This window comes from Solibacillus ferritrahens, assembly GCF_037027585.1.
In the GTDB taxonomy this organism is placed as follows: domain Bacteria; phylum Bacillota; class Bacilli; order Bacillales_A; family Planococcaceae; genus Solibacillus; species Solibacillus ferritrahens.
In genome coordinates this window covers 143,957-162,715 of sequence record NZ_JAXCLE010000007.1, presented here as the reverse complement: position 1 = coordinate 162,715, position 18,759 = coordinate 143,957, and the positions used below count along the sequence as shown (strand labels likewise).

The 18,759-nt window shown below is 36.5% G+C and carries 19 protein-coding genes and 1 riboswitch; of the genes, 13 read left to right on the top strand and 6 right to left on the bottom strand.

Features of this window, described 5'->3' with window-relative positions; translation table 11 throughout:
- Positions 1 to 255: 255 nt before the first annotated feature.
- The 3 genes from SNE38_RS09270 to SNE38_RS09260 all read left to right on the top strand — a co-directional run bounded on the left by SNE38_RS09270 (position 256) and on the right by SNE38_RS09260 (position 1,907).
- Positions 256 to 684, top strand: coding sequence for an SMI1/KNR4 family protein (locus tag SNE38_RS09270; protein ID WP_191702780.1), 429 nt, complete (start codon positions 256 to 258; stop codon positions 682 to 684).
- Between the two features lie 262 nt (positions 685 to 946).
- Positions 947 to 1,087, top strand: coding sequence for a hypothetical protein (locus tag SNE38_RS09265; protein ID WP_225223666.1), 141 nt, complete (start codon positions 947 to 949; stop codon positions 1,085 to 1,087).
- Between the two features lie 283 nt (positions 1,088 to 1,370).
- The gene (locus SNE38_RS09260; RefSeq protein WP_336046379.1) at positions 1,371 to 1,907 is read left to right on the top strand and encodes a hypothetical protein; all 537 of its coding nucleotides are present in this window, start codon (positions 1,371 to 1,373) and stop codon (positions 1,905 to 1,907) included.
- 400 nt (positions 1,908 to 2,307) lie between these two features.
- Here SNE38_RS09260 and SNE38_RS09255 read toward each other — a convergent pair whose 3' ends face one another.
- Positions 2,308 to 2,937 carry a hypothetical protein gene (locus SNE38_RS09255; protein WP_014823221.1) on the bottom strand — a complete coding sequence of 210 codons (630 nt, stop codon included), beginning with the start codon at positions 2,935 to 2,937 and terminating at the stop codon, positions 2,308 to 2,310.
- Positions 2,938 to 3,134: 197 nt separating this feature from the next.
- Here SNE38_RS09255 and SNE38_RS09250 point away from each other — a divergent pair, with 197 nt between their 5' ends.
- Positions 3,135 to 4,325, top strand: coding sequence for a M14 family zinc carboxypeptidase (locus tag SNE38_RS09250; RefSeq protein WP_191702778.1), 1,191 nt, complete (start codon positions 3,135 to 3,137; stop codon positions 4,323 to 4,325).
- Positions 4,326 to 4,364: 39 nt separating this feature from the next.
- On the opposite strand, the gene SNE38_RS09245 is transcribed toward SNE38_RS09250, so the two are convergent.
- Positions 4,365 to 4,646 carry a hypothetical protein gene (locus SNE38_RS09245; protein WP_191702777.1) on the bottom strand — a complete coding sequence of 94 codons (282 nt, stop codon included), beginning with the start codon at positions 4,644 to 4,646 and terminating at the stop codon, positions 4,365 to 4,367.
- Positions 4,647 to 4,828: 182 nt separating this feature from the next.
- Between SNE38_RS09245 and SNE38_RS09240 the strand changes: the two genes are divergently transcribed.
- Positions 4,829 to 4,981 carry a YpzG family protein gene (locus tag SNE38_RS09240; protein WP_191700418.1) on the top strand — a complete coding sequence of 51 codons (153 nt, stop codon included), beginning with the start codon at positions 4,829 to 4,831 and terminating at the stop codon, positions 4,979 to 4,981.
- 71 nt (positions 4,982 to 5,052) lie between these two features.
- Here SNE38_RS09240 and SNE38_RS09235 read toward each other — a convergent pair whose 3' ends face one another.
- Entirely contained in the window at positions 5,053 to 5,241 is a 189-nt protein-coding gene (locus SNE38_RS09235) for a hypothetical protein (RefSeq protein WP_191702927.1), read from the bottom strand.
- 126 nt (positions 5,242 to 5,367) lie between these two features.
- On the opposite strand from SNE38_RS09235, the gene SNE38_RS09230 reads away from it, so the two are divergent.
- A complete protein-coding gene (locus SNE38_RS09230) occupies positions 5,368 to 5,571 on the top strand; it encodes a hypothetical protein (protein WP_191702776.1) in 204 nt (67 codons plus the stop codon).
- 84 nt (positions 5,572 to 5,655) lie between these two features.
- Here SNE38_RS09230 and SNE38_RS09225 read toward each other — a convergent pair whose 3' ends face one another.
- The gene (locus SNE38_RS09225) at positions 5,656 to 6,096 is read right to left on the bottom strand and encodes a cell wall hydrolase (RefSeq protein WP_191702775.1); all 441 of its coding nucleotides are present in this window, start codon (positions 6,094 to 6,096) and stop codon (positions 5,656 to 5,658) included.
- A gap of 170 nt (positions 6,097 to 6,266) precedes the next feature.
- Here SNE38_RS09225 and SNE38_RS09220 point away from each other — a divergent pair, with 170 nt between their 5' ends.
- The 5 genes from SNE38_RS09220 (at position 6,267) to SNE38_RS09200 (ending at position 13,570) form a co-directional block, all read left to right on the top strand.
- Entirely contained in the window at positions 6,267 to 7,556 is a 1,290-nt protein-coding gene (locus tag SNE38_RS09220) for a LysM peptidoglycan-binding domain-containing protein (RefSeq protein WP_191702924.1), read from the top strand.
- Positions 7,557 to 7,725: 169 nt separating this feature from the next.
- Positions 7,726 to 7,824, top strand: a riboswitch (TPP riboswitch).
- An 88-nt stretch (positions 7,825 to 7,912) separates the two neighbouring features.
- Positions 7,913 to 8,725 (top strand): bifunctional hydroxymethylpyrimidine kinase/phosphomethylpyrimidine kinase, encoded by an 813-nt coding sequence (gene thiD / locus SNE38_RS09215; protein WP_336046378.1) that lies wholly within the window; start codon positions 7,913 to 7,915, stop codon positions 8,723 to 8,725.
- Between the two features lie 178 nt (positions 8,726 to 8,903).
- Entirely contained in the window at positions 8,904 to 11,267 is a 2,364-nt protein-coding gene (locus SNE38_RS09210; protein ID WP_336046377.1) for a bifunctional 2',3'-cyclic-nucleotide 2'-phosphodiesterase/3'-nucleotidase, read from the top strand.
- 263 nt (positions 11,268 to 11,530) lie between these two features.
- Positions 11,531 to 12,439 carry a CAP domain-containing protein gene (locus SNE38_RS09205; RefSeq protein ID WP_336046376.1) on the top strand — a complete coding sequence of 303 codons (909 nt, stop codon included), beginning with the start codon at positions 11,531 to 11,533 and terminating at the stop codon, positions 12,437 to 12,439.
- 219 nt (positions 12,440 to 12,658) lie between these two features.
- Positions 12,659 to 13,570, top strand: coding sequence for a glycine betaine ABC transporter substrate-binding protein (locus SNE38_RS09200; protein ID WP_191702772.1), 912 nt, complete (start codon positions 12,659 to 12,661; stop codon positions 13,568 to 13,570).
- Between the two features lie 77 nt (positions 13,571 to 13,647).
- Here SNE38_RS09200 and SNE38_RS09195 read toward each other — a convergent pair whose 3' ends face one another.
- Positions 13,648 to 14,547 (bottom strand): MerR family transcriptional regulator, encoded by a 900-nt coding sequence (locus SNE38_RS09195; protein ID WP_191702771.1) that lies wholly within the window; start codon positions 14,545 to 14,547, stop codon positions 13,648 to 13,650.
- Between the two features lie 191 nt (positions 14,548 to 14,738).
- Here SNE38_RS09195 and SNE38_RS09190 point away from each other — a divergent pair, with 191 nt between their 5' ends.
- Positions 14,739 to 16,046 (top strand): globin-coupled sensor protein, encoded by a 1,308-nt coding sequence (locus SNE38_RS09190; RefSeq protein ID WP_336046375.1) that lies wholly within the window; start codon positions 14,739 to 14,741, stop codon positions 16,044 to 16,046.
- A gap of 90 nt (positions 16,047 to 16,136) precedes the next feature.
- On the opposite strand, the gene SNE38_RS09185 is transcribed toward SNE38_RS09190, so the two are convergent.
- Positions 16,137 to 16,817, bottom strand: coding sequence for a TraR/DksA C4-type zinc finger protein (locus SNE38_RS09185; protein WP_336046374.1), 681 nt, complete (start codon positions 16,815 to 16,817; stop codon positions 16,137 to 16,139).
- 129 nt (positions 16,818 to 16,946) lie between these two features.
- Between SNE38_RS09185 and SNE38_RS09180 the strand changes: the two genes are divergently transcribed.
- Positions 16,947 to 18,611 (top strand): ribonuclease J, encoded by a 1,665-nt coding sequence (locus tag SNE38_RS09180; RefSeq protein ID WP_191702769.1) that lies wholly within the window; start codon positions 16,947 to 16,949, stop codon positions 18,609 to 18,611.
- Positions 18,612 to 18,759: the final 148 nt, after the last annotated feature.

Here is an 18,759-nt window from a genome sequence, read left to right as displayed (position 1 = left end):
TAGAATTAACCACAAGCACTTGATTTACTTTATGAAGCGACAATTGCTTTTATCTATAGTGGTTATTAGTGCTATGAAAAAAACCTTCAATTAGCTAATGAGCAATTAATGCTAAAAGAGCTCCACTACATCCTTATAAAGGAAAGTTAAATCCATTTTATCCAATGGATGAGACAACTAGAGGGGCATTTCAAAAAGTAGATTCTATTAATTATTGGAAAATATGAGGAGAAGAAGCTTTAGGAGGAAAATAATATGAGTATTTTGCCCGAGAGACTAGATGAAATTCTAGGAGAAGAAATATATAAACGTGAAGATAGCAATCTGGTACAGGAGGCTTTAATAAGGCTAGGTGTAGACGCATCAGATACTTTCCAAGAATTTTATATACAATATGCAGGACCTTTTTGGGAAGAACATGTACCCTTTGAATTACTAGATATAGCAGATGAAGAAAATAATATTGAATCATACACACTAATTTCTCGAAAAGAACATGGTTTTCCGCAGCAATATCTTGTTTTAAGTGGAATGTCAGCAAATGCTGTATTAGTGGTGGATACTGTAACAGATAAAGTTTATATAGTTAACTTTGAGGGTGGCGATGAACTGCTTTTAAAAGGAGAGTTAAAAGAAGCTTGGTCATCGTTTTTTGATTTCTTAAAGGCATATTTTAATTGTTAATTATTGTTCAATAATGGTTTTACGCCTTTCAAGGTTGTTTACTTTAGTTTAACTTAGTAAGACAAAAAGAAATTAATTTTTTTGGGGATGAAAAACCTTAATCAGGTGCTCGTACTTAGTCGAGTTTTCTTTTCCCTTTTGTATTAGAATCTCATGTAAGTTAGCTGACATATGCAGATGAAGTAACAGATTTAAAGTTGTATTATCAGAAGATGGAGGCAGGTTATCAGCTTATCCAATAAAATAGAAAGGCGAGATTATTATGAATGTTATAGAAGGATTTTTGCAGGCAGAAATTAATACACAGGAATTATATGAAGATATAATGTCTTTTATAACTTCATATCATATCAGATGTGGAGAATTTGAAGGAAATGAATATATAATAAAAAAAATGGATTAAACAAATTTTATTTTATTTCCAGAATATATAGATGCAGATGGTGAAAGAGAAATACACGGAGCAATATCAGTTTATAGAAACAATTTAATCAAAGAGATTAATACCTGTGCTCAGGTTAAAGGAATACAAGTAATTGATGTGAATTAGTAGTTTCTTTCTTAAGGTAATAAGGATGAATAAGTTTGATGATAATATATTAATCGAGGGAATTTTAGTAATTTCTAAGTAATGATTACAGTTCGAAAACGTAGAGTAAGAAAATAATAAAACGGAGTTGAAACATATGTTATTAGTACCTAAAGCACTTGAGAATATTATTGTAGGTGTATTAATTAATAATCATTTCAAATGGTATGTTTCCACAAAAGATATTTGGTTTTTAGATAGAAAAAAACTAGAAGAGGCATATAAAAAGAAATTTAAAGAAATGGGAATTGCATATACTGGTCCTTTTATCGAAGAAGATGATGAAAGGAAAGGCATAGATATATTAGATGAGGATTCATATGCAGAATTTGCGCCAAGAATTGCAAAGTATGCTGTTTCAACAAAAGAATTAAGAGAAAGACTTAAGTTAAATTTACTTACTGAAACGAAAGAGGACACTTTTTATAGTTTTATGCCTTCGTTATATATAAATTTCGATAAAAGAGAACTGTACTCCCTTTATTCAGAACCAGCTTCCTACGAGGATTTTGTACCTGGAAATTGGAAAGGACGCTACGAAGATTTTTTATCATACATAGATAGAGCAGAAAAGTACTGGTACGATGAAAATGAGATTGTTCTATTAAATTTTGAGGGAGGCAGTTGCAAATGACTGCTTCTTTTTTTGTTCTCCATAATTATTTCGACGGAAAACTGCGCACGCACCGGTAAAAGGGTAAGTAAAACAAAAACCGAATTCGCCAAGAAAGCGAATTCGGCATTTTATTTTGCACAACAATAGCTGCCTGGTGGAGCCACAGACGGTCATGAATCGGCATACCTAAACCATGACCCAGGATTTGGATGAGCTTTATCATTTGAACATTGAGCTTTAAAAGTTAAGAGCTTTGACATTTGATATTTCAGCTTTGACCTTTAAGCTTTGAACTTTTCTATTAAGGTTCAAATATTAATTGTAGGTTGAGTGACTGTTTGGTTGTTTCAACTCGCACACAGTCAAAGCACGAGCGCCGATCCGTTTACTGTTTTCGCTACGCTATGCAAATTATTAGTTAGATCTCAATAAATGTTGTGGCATTTGATTCTGATAATACAGCGTCTACTTCTGACTCAAATTCCTCGATTTTCGCTGCAAGCTCGTCAATGGTTTTCTTTACTTGCATCGGGTCGATCAGTTCGTATTCATTGCGCTTCATAAAAGTATCGGTGTGAAGCTTCACTTCGTCTGAGGATGATTGCTTTTCCTTGCTGCCTAAAATATTAATCAGGTAATTTTCAAGCTTTTCAGGAAGGGCCTCATTCGCAGCTGTTACTTCATCGATTGCTTCAAAATATTGGCGGCGTAGATGATTCAGTAAATCCTTCTCATATGCAATTGATTGTTTGCGTTCAATTGCTTCAGCCACTGTCATTTCATTTGCTCCAATTTTAACGATTGTTTTAGCATTTGATTCGACAACGAGTGCTTTTAGTTTATTGCGGTATTGAATAAGGCTTGTGACTTTGTCATACGAACCTTGCATTTCTTTTTTGTATTCATCAATTGACATGCCTTCAATTTTTTCGTTGCTTTTTCGGTTTGCTCGAGCCAGCACTACGCGGTACGTAGCCGATTGGATCCGTTCACCAAGCATTTTTAACTCAGATAGTGCACGATGCAGCGATATTCTTTTCGTCTCCATGATGAACCTCCATACAATAAAAATTTAGTAGATTCTACTATAACATAATGCTGCTCTCAATTTCAGCTATATAGGGGAAAATTAGGGAATACAGAAAGTGATTGAAGATAATAAATCAGTTTTCTCGAACCGTGTTAATAATCAATCCCCACATTCATATACTTTTCTATTGATCATTTTATTGAGGGAGGAGCTTAGTGGAGATTTTTGTTAGGCCGGGTGATTCCTTTTGGTATTATAGCCAAGTTTTTAATCTTCCTTATCAGGTAATTATTGATTCAAATCGTAATTTGAATGCACAGGAGCTAATCCCGAACCAACCTGTCCAAATTCCAGGCTATGTAACAAGTCCATACACGGTTCAACGTGGAGATACGGTTTGGTCGATTGCACAAAGAATAAATTTGCCGATGGATGCGATTTTCCTTCTCAATTCAGGTATCAGTCCATATGCACTTCAAGTCGGTACCCAATTACTATTACCTGTTCGTATAACATGGCGAGTTGTAAATGGGAAACAAAATTATGATTACAGCATGATGGTACAGGATATTCGTACATTGCAGGCAATCTATCCATTCCTAGTAAATGAGTCGATTGGAAATTCTGTATTAAATAAAGAAATACCGGGACTCACGATTGGAAAAGGGCAGAAACGTGTTCATTATAATGCTTCCTTCCATGCCAATGAATGGATTACAACAGCGATTGTCATGACGTTTCTTAATGATTACCTATTGTCGCTTACGAATAATGGTTCAATACGAGGGCTTTATACATTGCCATTGTATAATCAAACGAGTTTAAATATTGTTCCTATGGTAAATCCAGACGGAGTGGATTTAGTGCTGAACGGACCACCGGAAAATGAAACCATCCGGAATAATTTAATTGAGTGGAATAAGGGCAGTACAGATTTTTCCGATTGGAAAGCAAATATTAATGGGGTCGACCTGAACGACCAGTTTCCTGCTGAATGGGAACTGGAAAGAGAAAGAAATCCGAAAACACCGGGTCCGCGAGATTATGGTGGGGAAAGTCCGCTATCTGAGCCGGAGTCCATTGCAATGGCGGAGCTAACGGTTGAACGGGACTTTGCTCGTGTATTGGCTTTTCATACACAAGGCCAAGTTATTTTTTGGGGGTTCATGGGGTTGGAGCCTCCTGAAACAGAACAGCTTGTTAATGAGTTTGCCAGAGTTAGTGGGTATAAGCCGGTGCAAACAATTGAAAGCTATGCCGGTTATAAAGACTGGTTTATTCAAGATTGGCGTCGCCCAGGTTTCACCGTTGAATTAGGTCTTGGAACGAATCCTTTGCCAATTAGCCAGTTTGATGAAATATATGAAGAGGCATTGGGGATTTTTTTAAGTGCACTTTATATGTAAATGAACTCCCCCGTTACGAACATGCAACGGGGGATACTTTTATGAATTTAAGTTTTCATCAATTTCTAGGATGTTTTGCTTTAGTTCATCCAGTTTGGCTTTATTTTGCTCAACAATATCCATATGTTCCTGTTTTTGTTCTGCATTAGAGAGTGCGTTTTCGGTACGTTCCAATGAATTGAATGCATGTTCTACTGCAAATTCTTCCGGGTGAGACATTGCCTGTTTTACTGCTCGCTCTGTTCTTTCAACTGAGTTGGATAGTAAACTAATCGGGTGATTTTGCTTCCAGCTAGGTGTGCCTGAACTTTTTTTAGCCACTGTTCCTCATCCTTTCCGTCTTCGGGACTGTTTTCACTGTTAGTATTGATCCTGACGAGTAATCCATCCGTCAAAAAAATTGCCAGTAAATGAATCCAAAAAGTACTTTACTTTAAGAATAAATGAAGTAATTCGTACCATACTAAATTGGATTTCACTTTAAACATAGGGAGGCGGAACGAATGAGCAAAAAGGGTGCATTAGATCCAAAATCTCAAAAAATCCACCAGAACTGGACAAGAAATAAGCATCAGAAATCTCAGGTTAATGGTCAAACAGAGGTTACTCTGCAAAACCAAATATTGAGAATTAATGCGAAAGCTAAACAGTTTTAACCTTTGTTAAGAAGTAAATCAGGCCTTCACCAACAGTAATATTCTGTTGTGAAGGCCCTTTTACTTATTACTTAAAATTTCTTTGCAGCGTTACTTTTACCCTTTTCTACAAGGCGATGTAGTTCATTTAATTCATTTGCGATTTCTTCTCTCATTTTGTTTGGAGCAATTTTTTCATTCTTAGGTGTTTGAGGTAACGACCTCTTATTAGTTCCTTTACTTGTGCTGTCGTCTCGGCCCATTTCGTATTCTCCTTTCAATTGGATTCCTTCTTAATATGGCATTAGATAATTTTTTTATCACAAAAAGTAAGGAAGTAAATGAAGATGGAAAAGGCATAAAACCCCCAATACTGAGCACATTAAATCAGTAGGAGGTGGATGAATATGAGCAAAAACAACAAAAAGACGTTGAACGAAAGAACACATAACCCTTATGCTACTTATAAAGAATTGCATCATAATAAGACAAGTCATGATCGAAATCCAGAAGATAATGTAGCTGAATTTGCAGAAGAATTTGATGCTAAACTCAAAAATAAAAATAACAAAACAAATCACGATAAAAACCAGCAGTCCAACAAAAAATAAGTATAATTATCACTTTCTTTTCAAAATAAAAAAAGAGCCTTATTTATTTTAAAAGGCTCTCTAATGATTTAGCGATAGGAAAATCTATCCTATATATACACTTTCACATGTTCCGGCTACAGGTTCATAGAAGCAATGTTGTTTAAATTGCCCTGTAAATGGTTGCCCATACCATGTCGGAGGACATTCACCAGACGGATTAAAATACCACAGGGCATATTTTGCAGGATGTTCTCTCCAATAATCTAAAGCTTGTCGCGCCAATCTTTGTTCAGTAGGTCGTGCTCGCTGATAAAACATATTCCCTTTTTGAACAGCTTCAAATGAATAGTTATTTCCTTGTACTTGATAAATGACTTGTTCAATTGTCCTTACATCATTAAAGTCTAAGCAAGAAGCCACTGCACGATTGACAATGACATTCCCAACATATAACATCCCCTGTTTTCCTTCACCTTCAGCCTCAGCTCGCATCATTCTTGCCATCAAATCGACATCTGCGTCTCGATATTTTACTCTTGGCATTTTTTCACCTCACATTTATAGTATGAAAAAGTTTGCTAGGATGCGCATATCTTAATTAGTTTTGTATAAAAATTATTTCAAAAAGTACTCTTATTCATTTATGACTTTTTCTCTCGCATTAATAGAGCATTAAGTTCATAAATTAGTATATAGAAAAAGGAGGACCGACAATTCAAATTCATGTTGTACAGCCAGGAGAATCGCTATGGGGAATTGCGCAAGCTTATGGAACGACGATACAGAATATTGTGGATGCCAATCAAATTCCCGAGCCTAATCGCTTAGTTGTAGGGCAAGCGCTTGTGATTCCAGTAAATGGTCAATATTATATTGTTCAACCGGGGGATAGCTTATGGTCAATAGGACAACGTTTTAATGTGAATTATTTGACACTTGCACAAGTAAATGGTTTATCGCCAAATGCATTATTAATGATTGGAACGCGTTTATATATTCCTCCCGCTGCGAAAACATCTGCTGAAATTTTCGCTTATGTTGAACCAAGAGGCGATGAAGTAAGTGAACTACTAGTAAATCAAGTGCGTGAAACGAGTCCCTATTTAACGTATTTAGCCCTATTCAGCTATGAAGCTGGACGGGATGGTTCATTAAAGGCGCCAGTAATTGCACCATTACCTAGTTTGGCGGCAGAAAATAATGCAAGTATTGCAATGGCGATAACGAATCTAGAAGATTATCAGTTCAGTAGTGAGCTAGCACGTGACATTTTTCAAAGTAAAGCAGTACAAAACTTACTTTTTGACAATATTATTGCAGAAGCAAAAAGAATTGGGAATGTGTCGGATATCCATTTTGATTTTGAGAGAATACCAGGTGATCAAAGGGAAGCCTATAATAATTTCTTGAGAAGTGCGGTAGAGCGTATGCATGCTGAAGGTTATACAGTTTCCACGGCACTGGCACCAAAATCGAGTGCGAATCAGCCAGGGGAATGGACGGTAGGTCATGATTATAGAGCTCATGGGGAAATAGTAGATTTTGTTATGCTAATGACATATGAGTGGGGGTATTCTGCAGGACCACCTCTGGCTGTCTCCCCGCTCCCTCAAGTTGAACAAGTAGTTCAATATGCTTTAACGGAAATTCCGGCAAATAAAATTTTACTTGGGCAAAATTTGTATGGGTATGATTGGACGTTACCTTTTGTGCAAGGGGGGGAATATGCAGAAGCATTAAGTCCACAGCGTGCAATTGAAATAGCCAAACGTTATAATGCTGCCATTCAATATGACTATACGGCACAGGCACCGTACTTTAACTATTATGATGAGCAAGGACGTTCACATATTGTATGGTTTGAAGATGCACGTTCCATCCAGGCAAAATTTAATTTAGTAAAAAGACTGAATTTACGGGGTGTCGGTTATTGGAAACTTGGTTTACCTTTCCCCCAAAACTGGCAACTTATCGGTTCAAACTTTAATGTCGTTAAGAAATAAAATAGGATTAAATAAAAACTCAGATGAAATGGTATATAGCTCATCTGAGTTTTTATAAGTGATGTGGCAATTTACAATCGTACTTTGCATTAGAAAGTATATTATGAATCTAAAATTTTACCATTTACTTGCCATGTAAATTTTATTCTGATACACTCGACGTAATTAAATGCATTTGCAGGGGGACACATTTGTGTTGAGAAGGTTAAAACCTGACCCTTAGAACCTGACCGTTAATACGGACGTAGGGAGCAAAGTACAATTATACATATGTACTTACTAAGACCCCGCGTATTTTACGTGGGGTCTTTCTTTTGCAGTGACACTTAATAATATTTTTATTAGGAGTGGTAAAAATGATTGCATGTACTATAGCAGGATCCGATAGTGGGGGCGGGGCTGGCATTCAAGCTGATTTAAAAACCTTTCAAGAGCTTCGAGTTTTCGGCACATCAGTGATTACAGCTTTAACGGCTCAAAACACAAAAGGGGTGCATGGAATCTATCCTGCTACTGCTGATTTTGTAAAGGATCAATTAAATGCAGTACTCGATGATTTTGATTTAAAAGCTGTTAAAACAGGTATGCTGTTTAATGCAGAAATCGTAGAAACAATTGTCTCGGTATTGGAATCTAAAGAAATACCACTTATTTTAGATCCAGTAATGATTGCAAAAGGCGGGGCTAGCTTATTGAAAGAGCAAGCAACAATAGCTTTAAAGGAAAAACTACTTCCGGTTGCAACGGTTTGTACACCGAATATACCCGAAGCAGAAGTATTGACCGGGCTTACGATCAAAACCGAAGAGGAAATTAAATTTGCAGGGGAATATTTATTAAATTTAGGTATGCAATGTGTAGTGATAAAAGGTGGTCATTTAGCGGGTAAGCATGCGATTGATACGGTGTTTATTCGAGGGGAAAAGCCTTTTAAAATGAAAACAGAAAGACTGAAAACAATTCATACACATGGAACAGGATGTACATTTTCAGCAGCAATTACCGCAGAAATTGCGAAAGGGAAACCATTAAAAACAGCGATCATTGAAGCAAAAAAGTTTGTTCAATTAGCGATTCGTTACCCACTGAATATTGGTCATGGATTTGGCCCTACAAACCATTTTGCCTACCAGGAGCACCGCGGAATTTGCGACGTGCAAGTAATTTAATTAATTTATTGAGTAAATTGTACCCGTTTCTTGAAGTGAATAACTTGTGGCATTTTTTTAACTCTCAAAAAGTACTACTTACCTCGATATAGTAATGTATCAATTTGCTCTTTTCTACTATTCTGGCAATTTAGTATGATGGACTTGTTGAACAATTTAGATAATAGGAGTGAAATAAATGTGGAAAAAACTTTCTGCTTCTGCCCTTACATTAACACTTTTAACTAGTGGAATGGCTGGAGTATCAGCGGCATCTACTTCCAACAATGAAGAAATGACACGTGGAGATTTTGTGAAGGCAGTCATTGATGCATTAGGGGTAGAAGTAGGTTCTGGACAATCCGTTCAATTCAAGGACGTACCCGATTCACTGAAGCCATATATTGAAAAGGCTGTGGAACTAAAGTTAATTAAAGGTAAAACACCGACGCAGTTTGCACCAAATGAAAAATTGACACGCACACATGCCTTCCTTATTGCAGCTAGGGGTATACCGGATGAAAAACAATATTCCGAAAATGTATTAAATCAATTTAAAGATGCGAATAAAATTGGATCTGGGAATCGTCAAGAGATGGCAAAGGCAGTAGAGTTAGGCTTATTAACAGGCTATGAAGACGGGACGATCAAACCGAATGAGTTTGTCACGAAAGTCCAAATGCAAAAGATTCTGCAGCGGTTTTTGGCGGAATATAACCCAGTTGAAGCAAATACGACCGTGGCATTGCGCATTTTAGGTACGACGGATATTCATACTAATATTATGAATTATGATTATTACAAAGATGCGCCAACGAATAGTTTAGGCTTGGCAAAAACTGCGTTGCTCATCGAAAAAGCTCGTGAGGAAAACCCGAATACAGTATTATTTGATAATGGAGATGCCATTCAAGGAACGCCTCTTGGCTCTTACATTCAATCCGTGAAAAAATTAAAAGAAGGAGAAGTCCATCCTTCTATTGCATCAATGATTGCGTTGGATTATGATGCTGCGACTTATGGCAATCATGAATTTAATTACGGCTTGGAATTTATTGATGAAGTAACAGATGATGCACCATTCCCGTATGTCAATGCGAATGTACGCAATGCTTTGACAAAAGAATTAAAGTATGAGCCGTATGTCATGATTGAAAAAGAAGTAATTGATTCAACAGGAAATAGTACGATGATTAAAATTGGTGTAACAGGCATTGTGCCTCCACAAATTTTAAAATGGGATAAAGCAAATTTAGAAGGAAAAGTAACAGTAGATGATTCTGTAGAAGCGGTAAAAATAATCGTTCCACAGATGAAGAAAGCTGGCGCGGATGTAGTAGTTGTACTGTCGCACTCAGGTATGGGTGATGCAACACATGAAATCGGCGAGGAAGATGTATCCTATCTATTAACAAAAATCAGCGATGTAGATGCGGTCATAACAGGACATGCCCATGAAGTATTCCCTGGAAAAGTAGATAGCACTTTAACGAATGTGGATATTGATAATGGAACAATGAACGGTGTACCTATCGTAATGGCAGGTAAATTTGGTAGCCATCTAGGAGTAATCGATTTAGAGCTTGAGAAAAAAGCTGATTCTTGGGATGTGATTTCAGGAACAGGTGCCGTGCGTGAAATTGCAAAAGATAATGAAAATGTAAGCAGTACAGTTGTGGAAAGCGTAAAAGAAGCCCATGAAGGTACAATTGATTATGTGCGTCAGGCAGTAGGAACAACGACAGCAAATATTCATAGTTATTTCTCACAAGTGCAGGATGATCCTTCCATTCAAATCGTGACAAATGCCCAAGCGATTTATGTAAAGGATAAAATTAAAGGAACACCATTTGAAAGTCTACCAGTATTATCAGCAGGTGCGCCATTTAAAGCAGGAACGAGAAGTGATCCAGAGTACTACACATTCGTACCAAAAGGTGAGTTGGCAATTAAGAATGTTGCAGACCTATATTTATATGACAATACATTAGCTATGTTAAAAGTAACAGGTGCGGATGTGAAAGAATGGCTTGAAATGTCTGCTGGTCAATTCCACCAAATCGATATAAATAAAGAAGATGAACAACAACTAATTAATTCTGACTACAGATCATATAACTATGATGTCATTGATGGAGTCACTTATGAAATTGATGTGACACAACCAGCCAAATATGATGCTAGTGGAAATATAGTAAATGAAAAGGCTTCCCGCATTGTAAATTTACAATATGATGGAAAGCCGATCGATTTATCACAGGAGTTCATTGTAGCGACGAATAACTATCGTGCAAATGGAACATTCCCAGGTGTACGAAACGCGACTGCAGTTGAAGTTTATCCAGATGAAAACCGTCAAGCAATCATCGACTATATTTTAGCTGAAAAAACAATTGATCCAAGTGCAGATGGTAACTGGAAATTTGCTGCGTTTCCAGAAAACGTGAAAGTGGTATTTGAATCGTCGAAAAAAGCAGTCGATGTGTTAGATGAAAATAGTAAAATTCATTATATTGGTGAAGGTACAGATGGTTTTGGTAAATATGGATTAAAAACTAACTAAAAATTTTAAAAGCAGAAGTTCCTCACCCAAAGAGAAACTTCTGCTTTTTTGTTTATGGGTGTATAGAAACGGAGAATTAGGATTTTGTCAACACCATATTGAATGAAATTTTCGGAGTTAGTGGTAACTATTGGTCAACTTTTATTTCACAAAATACCATTTTAATAGCATTCATAATTCGCAATGGGTATCGTACCAAATTATAGGTGAAAAATTTTAATAAAAAGTATTTTACGATAGGGGTACGAAAGGAGGCGTACAAAATGAAAAAAAGCTTTATCACATTTTGTGCATTTGCACTTTTAGCTACTCAAGCTCCAGCAGCTAACGCAGCATCAACAACTGGAGGAGAGGTGACACCACAATATAAATCTACTCAAAATTTTGAATATAAAAAGATAGCATCTAATAAATATTTTATTAATGGGAGCTCGGTGTCTAACTTTATTGAAATTAAAAATGATAATTTTAAAGATGGAAAAATTTCTATTAAAATTAAAAAAGTTAAAAAGTCTGTTTCCAATAAAAATGAAAAAGGTACTGTTGAAGAGGTGCCAGCTAAACAACTAAAAGCACCAGTGAAGGAAGCAACACCAGAACAACCAAAAGCACCAGTGAGGGAAGCAACACCAGAACAACCAAAAGCACCAGCGAAGGAAGCAACATCAGAACAGCCAAAAGCGCCAGTGAAGGAAGTAGCACCAGAACAACCAAAAGCAACTGAAACAACACAAACGTCGACTCAGTCACCTGCAAAACAACCAACAAACACAGTAGCATCTAATTCATCGGACATTGATGCTATTGAAGCAGCGGTTGTAGAATTAACAAATGCAGAGCGAGTTAAAGCAGGTTTACAACCATTTAAAACACATGCCCCATTAATGGCTGCAGCCCGTGAAAAATCACAAGATATGAAAGATAAAAATTATTTCTCTCATACAAGCCCAACTTACGGTAGTCCATTTGATCGTTTGAAAGCACTAGGCATTAGCTATAAGGCAGCTGGTGAGAATATCGCCAAAGGTCAACGTACAGCACAGGAAGTTGTTACAGCTTGGATGAATTCTGAAGGTCACCGTGCAAATATTTTAAATGCAAACTTTACACATATCGGTGTTGGGTATGTGAAGGACGGTAATATTTGGACGCAACAATTCATTAAACAATAATAGTTATTTAAAGAAGCATCTCCATGACTGAGCAAATCAATCATGGAGATGCTTCTTTTTTGTTCAATATACTGCTTATTCATATAGATAACAGCGCGCTGCCAAAAAAATAAGTCTGTATAGAGTACTCGTTTGACATTAGTAACAACCTCTTGTTAAAATTGGGTTGTTGCTTTTGAAGGAGCAGACGAAATTATATTTTTGGAGTTGATATTTAAGATGAAAAAATTTAAAACCTTTGGGATGACTTTAGGGGTTTCTTCAGCACTTCTTTTGGCTGCGTGCGGAGATGATACTAGCGGTAGCAGTAGTGAAAACGGAGATAACAATAACCTTAGTGAACAAGTAGACTATACGATAGTCGGAGTTGAACCCGGCGCTGGATTGACAGGTCTATCACAAGATGTATTAGATGAATATGAAAATCTGGAAGGATGGACATTGCAGGAAAGTTCAACTGCAGGAATGCTTGGAACTTTAGAACAGGCAATTCGTAATGAAGAGCCAGTCATTGTGACAGGCTGGACACCGCACTGGAAATTCTCGGCTTATGATTTAAAAATCCTTGAAGATCCTAAAGGTGTTTTAGGTGGATCAGAAAATATTCAAACACTTGCAAGAAAAGGGTTGGAAGAAGACTTACCAGATGTGTATACAGTAATGGATCGCTTCTATTGGGAGCCGGAAGATATGGAACAAGTGATGTATGATGCACAAAATAGTGGTGATTTTGATGCAGCTGCAGCTCTTTGGATTGAGAACAACGAAGAAAAAGTAAATGAATGGACAAAAGATATCGCCCAGGCTGATGGTGAGAAGGTTAAAGTCATTTCAACTCCTTGGGATTCTGAATTTGCATCAAGTAGTGTAGTCAAACTTGTCCTTGAAGGATTAGGTTATAATGTTGAAGTTACACCCGTTGATCCTGCAATTATGTTCCAAGCAATTGCAACAGGTGAAGGGGATGTTACTGTAGCACCATGGTTACCATCAACTCACAATGCATTCTATGAGAAACATAAAGATGAGATTGTTGATTTAGGTGAAAACTTGGAGGGTACACAAAATGGATTCGTTGTACCTTCTTATGTAGACATTGATTCAATTGAAGATTTAAGTCCGAAAGAGTAAGAATTTAATAACCTTAAAATATGTACAGCCTGTTATTGCAAAAATAACAGGCTGTATTTTTTTATTTGTAATAAAGTTTATTTTTCTCCCTTCAGTATTTCTTCGATATTCGTAGCGACCGCTATCGAAATAGTCGTATTACTTTTTAAATACTCAAGTGAACCTGCTCCGCCTATATAGAACCGGATTGAAGGATGATTTGCTGCAAATTCATCTAACCTCTGTAAAACATCCGGATGAAGCTCAAACGGTATTGTAGTAATTGCAGAGAGGAGAACGACTTTCGGTTGTAATTGTGTCACTAGAGATTCTATTGTACCCATTGCAGGAGAGCTTCCGACAAGAAAGGAGCGCCAACCATTTATCATTGCCTGTAGCATTAAAATATGAAGAGGCACTTCATGGTATTCTCCAGGCAAGCATGCACACATTAGAAGTGGTGCATCCTCATGGCAATAATAATTTCTTCTTATTTGTACTAAATAATCCCGTATAACCATTGTGGAAACCGATTCCTGATGCTCTGTCCACTCTTGGTTCTCCCATCGATTACCGACCTCTTTTAGAAATGGGATAACAACAATGGACAGAAATTTTTCCAAGCCTAATATATGTGTAGCTTGCTGGAGAATTCGATTTAATTCCAACTCATTGCACGTCTGTCCATAATGCAATAAGTATTTTGTATAGTCATTCATTTCTTCTTCCGTATTAACGGGCAAAGTATCACTATTTAGCTGTTGCTGACGAATTATTAATACCGCCTGTTTAATGGAATAGCCTTGCAATGAAAGGTTGCGCACTTTTAAAATTTGCTGAAGGTCGTCTTCAGAATAGACACGGTGCCCGTTCTCCAAACGTTTTGGCTGCACTAATTGGTAACGCTCTTCCCATTTTCGTATAACTTGTTTAGATAGCTGTGTAATTTCAGAAACTTGCGTTATGTTATACTGCCAACTCGAAGAATGTGAAACCATTATGTATCCTCCTTTCTTAATTAATTATTAAAATCTAAACTATTCCATAAAATACTGATATAAATATTATTATACTATAAACTTAAAAACTTTATACAACCTTTGTATAGTTTTGGTGCTTTTATTAAATCAATTGACAATAATAACACTTTAATGTTATACAAAGATTATACAAAAAAGAGGTGGATATAATGGGGAATTGGTGGAAGCAAAAATCGGACAACGGTAAAGCCGATCAACTAGCGCATTTGCAAAATTTTGAGCCGATTATGAAATTTACGAGTAGACCTGAATTAGAGCAGCAAATGAAATTGATAGGTATTCAGGAAGAGAATTTATGGCAAATCAAGTCATACCAGCCTTATATAGCAGAAGGCGTTTCTACTATAACTGATGTATTCTATGAAAGTGTCCTGGCGATATCATCCTTGAGGGAAATTATAGAGGAACGGACAAAAATCGAACGCTTAAAGAAATTGCTAGATGTCTATATTGTTTCAATGTTCGATGGGATATTTAATGATGAGACAATTGAAGCTAAAAGAAAACTGGCAAGTATGCATTTTAAAATCGGCTTAGACCCGAAATGGTATATGGGGACATTTCAAAAATTGCAGGAAGTAATGATTACATTGATTTGCAAAGATATAAAAGATCTTGCTCTAAGGGAACAGATAAATTTAAATGTTTCCAAGCTAATCAATTTAGAAATGCAAATAGTTTTAGAAGAATATGAAAAGGAAAATATTAAACTTCGAAGTGAACAATATAATATTGTAAAGCAGGAATTAAAGGGCAATCTTTCTTCGATTATTCAAAACCTTGCAGATTTAACGGAAGAAACAAACAAATCAATTGAACAAGTTAACAATCATACATCGCAAATTAGTCAGACAATCGAGTCAAATGTAGAGATTGTGCTACACATTCATGAAGACGCAATGGTTGGAAAAGAAAATGTAACTCAACTTGAGAAAGAGATGCTGGAGATTAAAAATAGTACTATGGAAATGAGTCGATTAATCGGCCAATTAAAAGTATCCTCAGAGCAAATTATTAATATTGTATCGTTAGTAAGAAATATTGCAGATCAGACAAATTTGCTTGCATTAAATGCCTCGATTGAAGCAGCTAGGGCTGGAGAACATGGGAAAGGGTTTGCGGTTGTGGCTCAGGAGGTTCGCAAATTAGCGGAGCAATCTAAAAATTCAGTGGAAAATATAACCGATTTAATCCAAACATCCACATCTCTAACAACAACGGCGGTTAATATGATTGAAGGTGTACAATTAAGGGTCGATTCAGGATTGGATGTTTCGGTTAATACTCAAACAAAATTTCATCAGATTTTGAAAGCGATTGATCAAAATGAAAGGCAAATTAAACAAGTATCATCTGATATTATGGACTTAAGTGGCGTCATTAGTAATATTGGACATGAAACTAGGGACGTAGCAAGTACCGCAGACCAGTTATATAAAATGACTACACATTTATAATATTTTTATATTTTTGTCTAAAGATTAAGGCTGTGTTAATCGTCAATTTGACTTTTAACACAGCCTTTCTCCATAACTAAGTATTACTTGTTAATCCAAATAGTCATATTTGCTTGCTTCATCCGCGTACTTTTGCGAAATTTGCCCATTTAGCTGATCTTCTTTGGAGACATGCAAGAATTCCAATGCCGAATACATTTCCTCACCATCTTTATCCTTATATAAATCATTGTAATGGTCATAATCTCCTTCGAAATCGGCAGGTGTATCCGAATTTCCGTATTGAGCAACGATTTGGAACGAATCTTCATTATCTTGCAGTTCATCATGATCTTCTCTATCTGAAAATGAATTGTCTACAGCAGGATGAAGCAGTTCTTCTTCGATTGGACGATCGGTTGGTACTGATTTTGCTTCACTATGATCAATGCAAAATGTTGTATACGGTATTGCGCGAAGGCGATCATAAGGAATTTCTGCATGGCATGTTGCACAAACTCCATATGTACCATGCTCCATTCTTTCAAAAGCAGCATTTACCTGTACCAATAGATCATCACTATGGACTTTTAGCGCCATATCCTTTTCGCGATCGTATAACTCAGTTGCTAAATCTGCCGGATGATTATCTACTGTTGATAATTCATCTGTTGAATCACGTAAGCTTGCGCGGGCAAGTAGTTCATTTTCATTTTCATCACCGATTAATTCTGATTTTTGTTCGATCAGCTGTTTTTTTAATTTCGCAAGTTGTTTTTCTGTTAGCATCATTATCAATCCTTTCTTAGTTAGTATGAACGAAATGACGCAAAATATTTCATGACTTCAATCTCTGTTCTCGTATAGTTCATACCGTATAGGCAATACTATTTTTTATGATGCGAACAGGAGGAATAAAAGTTGCTAAATACCGATAATAAACTTTCCATTTTCGCTTTAGGTGGTATAAATGAAATCGGAAAAAATATGTATGTCATTGAATATGGAGAAGAGCTAGTAATTATTGACTGTGGTGCAAAATTTGCAGACCAAAGTTTATTGGGAGTTGATTTGATTATTCCCGATTTAAGTTATTTAGAGGAAAATAGACATAAAATAAAAGCTTTAGTTGTGACGCACGGGCATGAAGATCATATTGGCGGCATTCCCTTTATGCTAAAGAAGTTAAATATGCCTATTTATGCTTCACGATTTACTCTTGGATTAATCGAATTAAAATTAAAGGAACATAAACTTTTACGCGATACTGTTTTAAATGAGATTAATGCTGAATCTCGTATTGATTTTGAACATTTGTCTGTAACATTCTTTAAAACAAGCCATAGTATTCCTGATTGTTTAGGTATTGTATTTGATACTCCAGAAGGGAAAATAGTCCATACTGGAGATTTTAAATTTGATTTTACTCCCGTAAACGATCAAGTTTCGGATATTCATAAGATGGCAGCAATCGGTACAGAAGGGGTGTTAGCGCTAATATCCGAAAGTACAAATGCTGAGCGACCAGGGTTTACCCCTTCTGAACAAATTATTGCCAGCCATTTAGAAGAAGAATTTCAAAGAGCGACAGGCAAAGTATTTATTTCTACATTTGCTTCCAATGTAAATAGAATTCAACAGATTGTAGAAGCAGCAAAAAAGACGAACCGAAAACTTGTACTGCTTGGTCGGAGTATGGTAAACGTTACTTCTGTAGCAATGCGACTTGGTTATTTAGATATCCCAGGCTGGATGTTAGTTGAACCACGGGATATGAGAGAACTTCCTCCAGAGAGGATAGTTGTATTATGTACAGGTAGCCAAGGAGAGCCACTAGCAGCATTATCCCGTCTTTCAACGGGTCGAAATCGTGATGTGAAAGTTGTACAGGGAGATACGGTGATTTTTGCTGCTTCGCCAATACCGGGAAATGAAAAGGACGTTTCTAAAATTGTTGATAATTTATTTCAGCTTGGTGCAAAAGTTGTATATGGAAATTCCAGTGTAACCGGAATGCATGTATCTGGTCATGGCTATCAGGAAGATTTAAAAATGATGCTGACACTTATGAAACCGAAGTATTTTATCCCTATTCATGGAGAATATCGCATGCTTCATATCCACCGATTACTTGCAGAAGCAGTTGGTGTTAATTACAACAATACCTTTATTCTTAAAAATGGAGAAATTGTCGATATTAAAAATGCTGAAGCTAGGCAAACTCGTGCCATTACTGCAGGAGATACGTATGTAGATGGTGTTGGCAGCGATGAAGTGGGGGAGATTGTACTACGCGATCGCAAGCAGCTATCAGAGGAAGGCATGCTCGTAATTGTTGTAACCATCAGTCAATATGATGGTTCGATTATTTCGGGACCAGATAGTATTTCACGAGGTTTTGTTTACGCAAAAGAATCCGAGGCATTAATAAATGATATAAATGAGATTTCAAAAGCGGCAGTAATGAACTTTAAGGAATCTAATCCTTTTGCTATGAAAAAAGCGATTAAGAAAGCTGTAGATCAATATATATTTACATTGAAAATGAGAAAACCAATGATTTTACCTATTGTTATTGAAATCTAAATGCAACGAAAAAAGAGCCTGGGACATAAGTAGTAATTTGTTTGTATAGGGGAAATATCCTTATTAAGAAACTGATACTATATGAATTGATTGGAGTGAAGGGGCGACTCCTGGGGGAACAGCACGACGCCTGAGACTACAGGCTCAG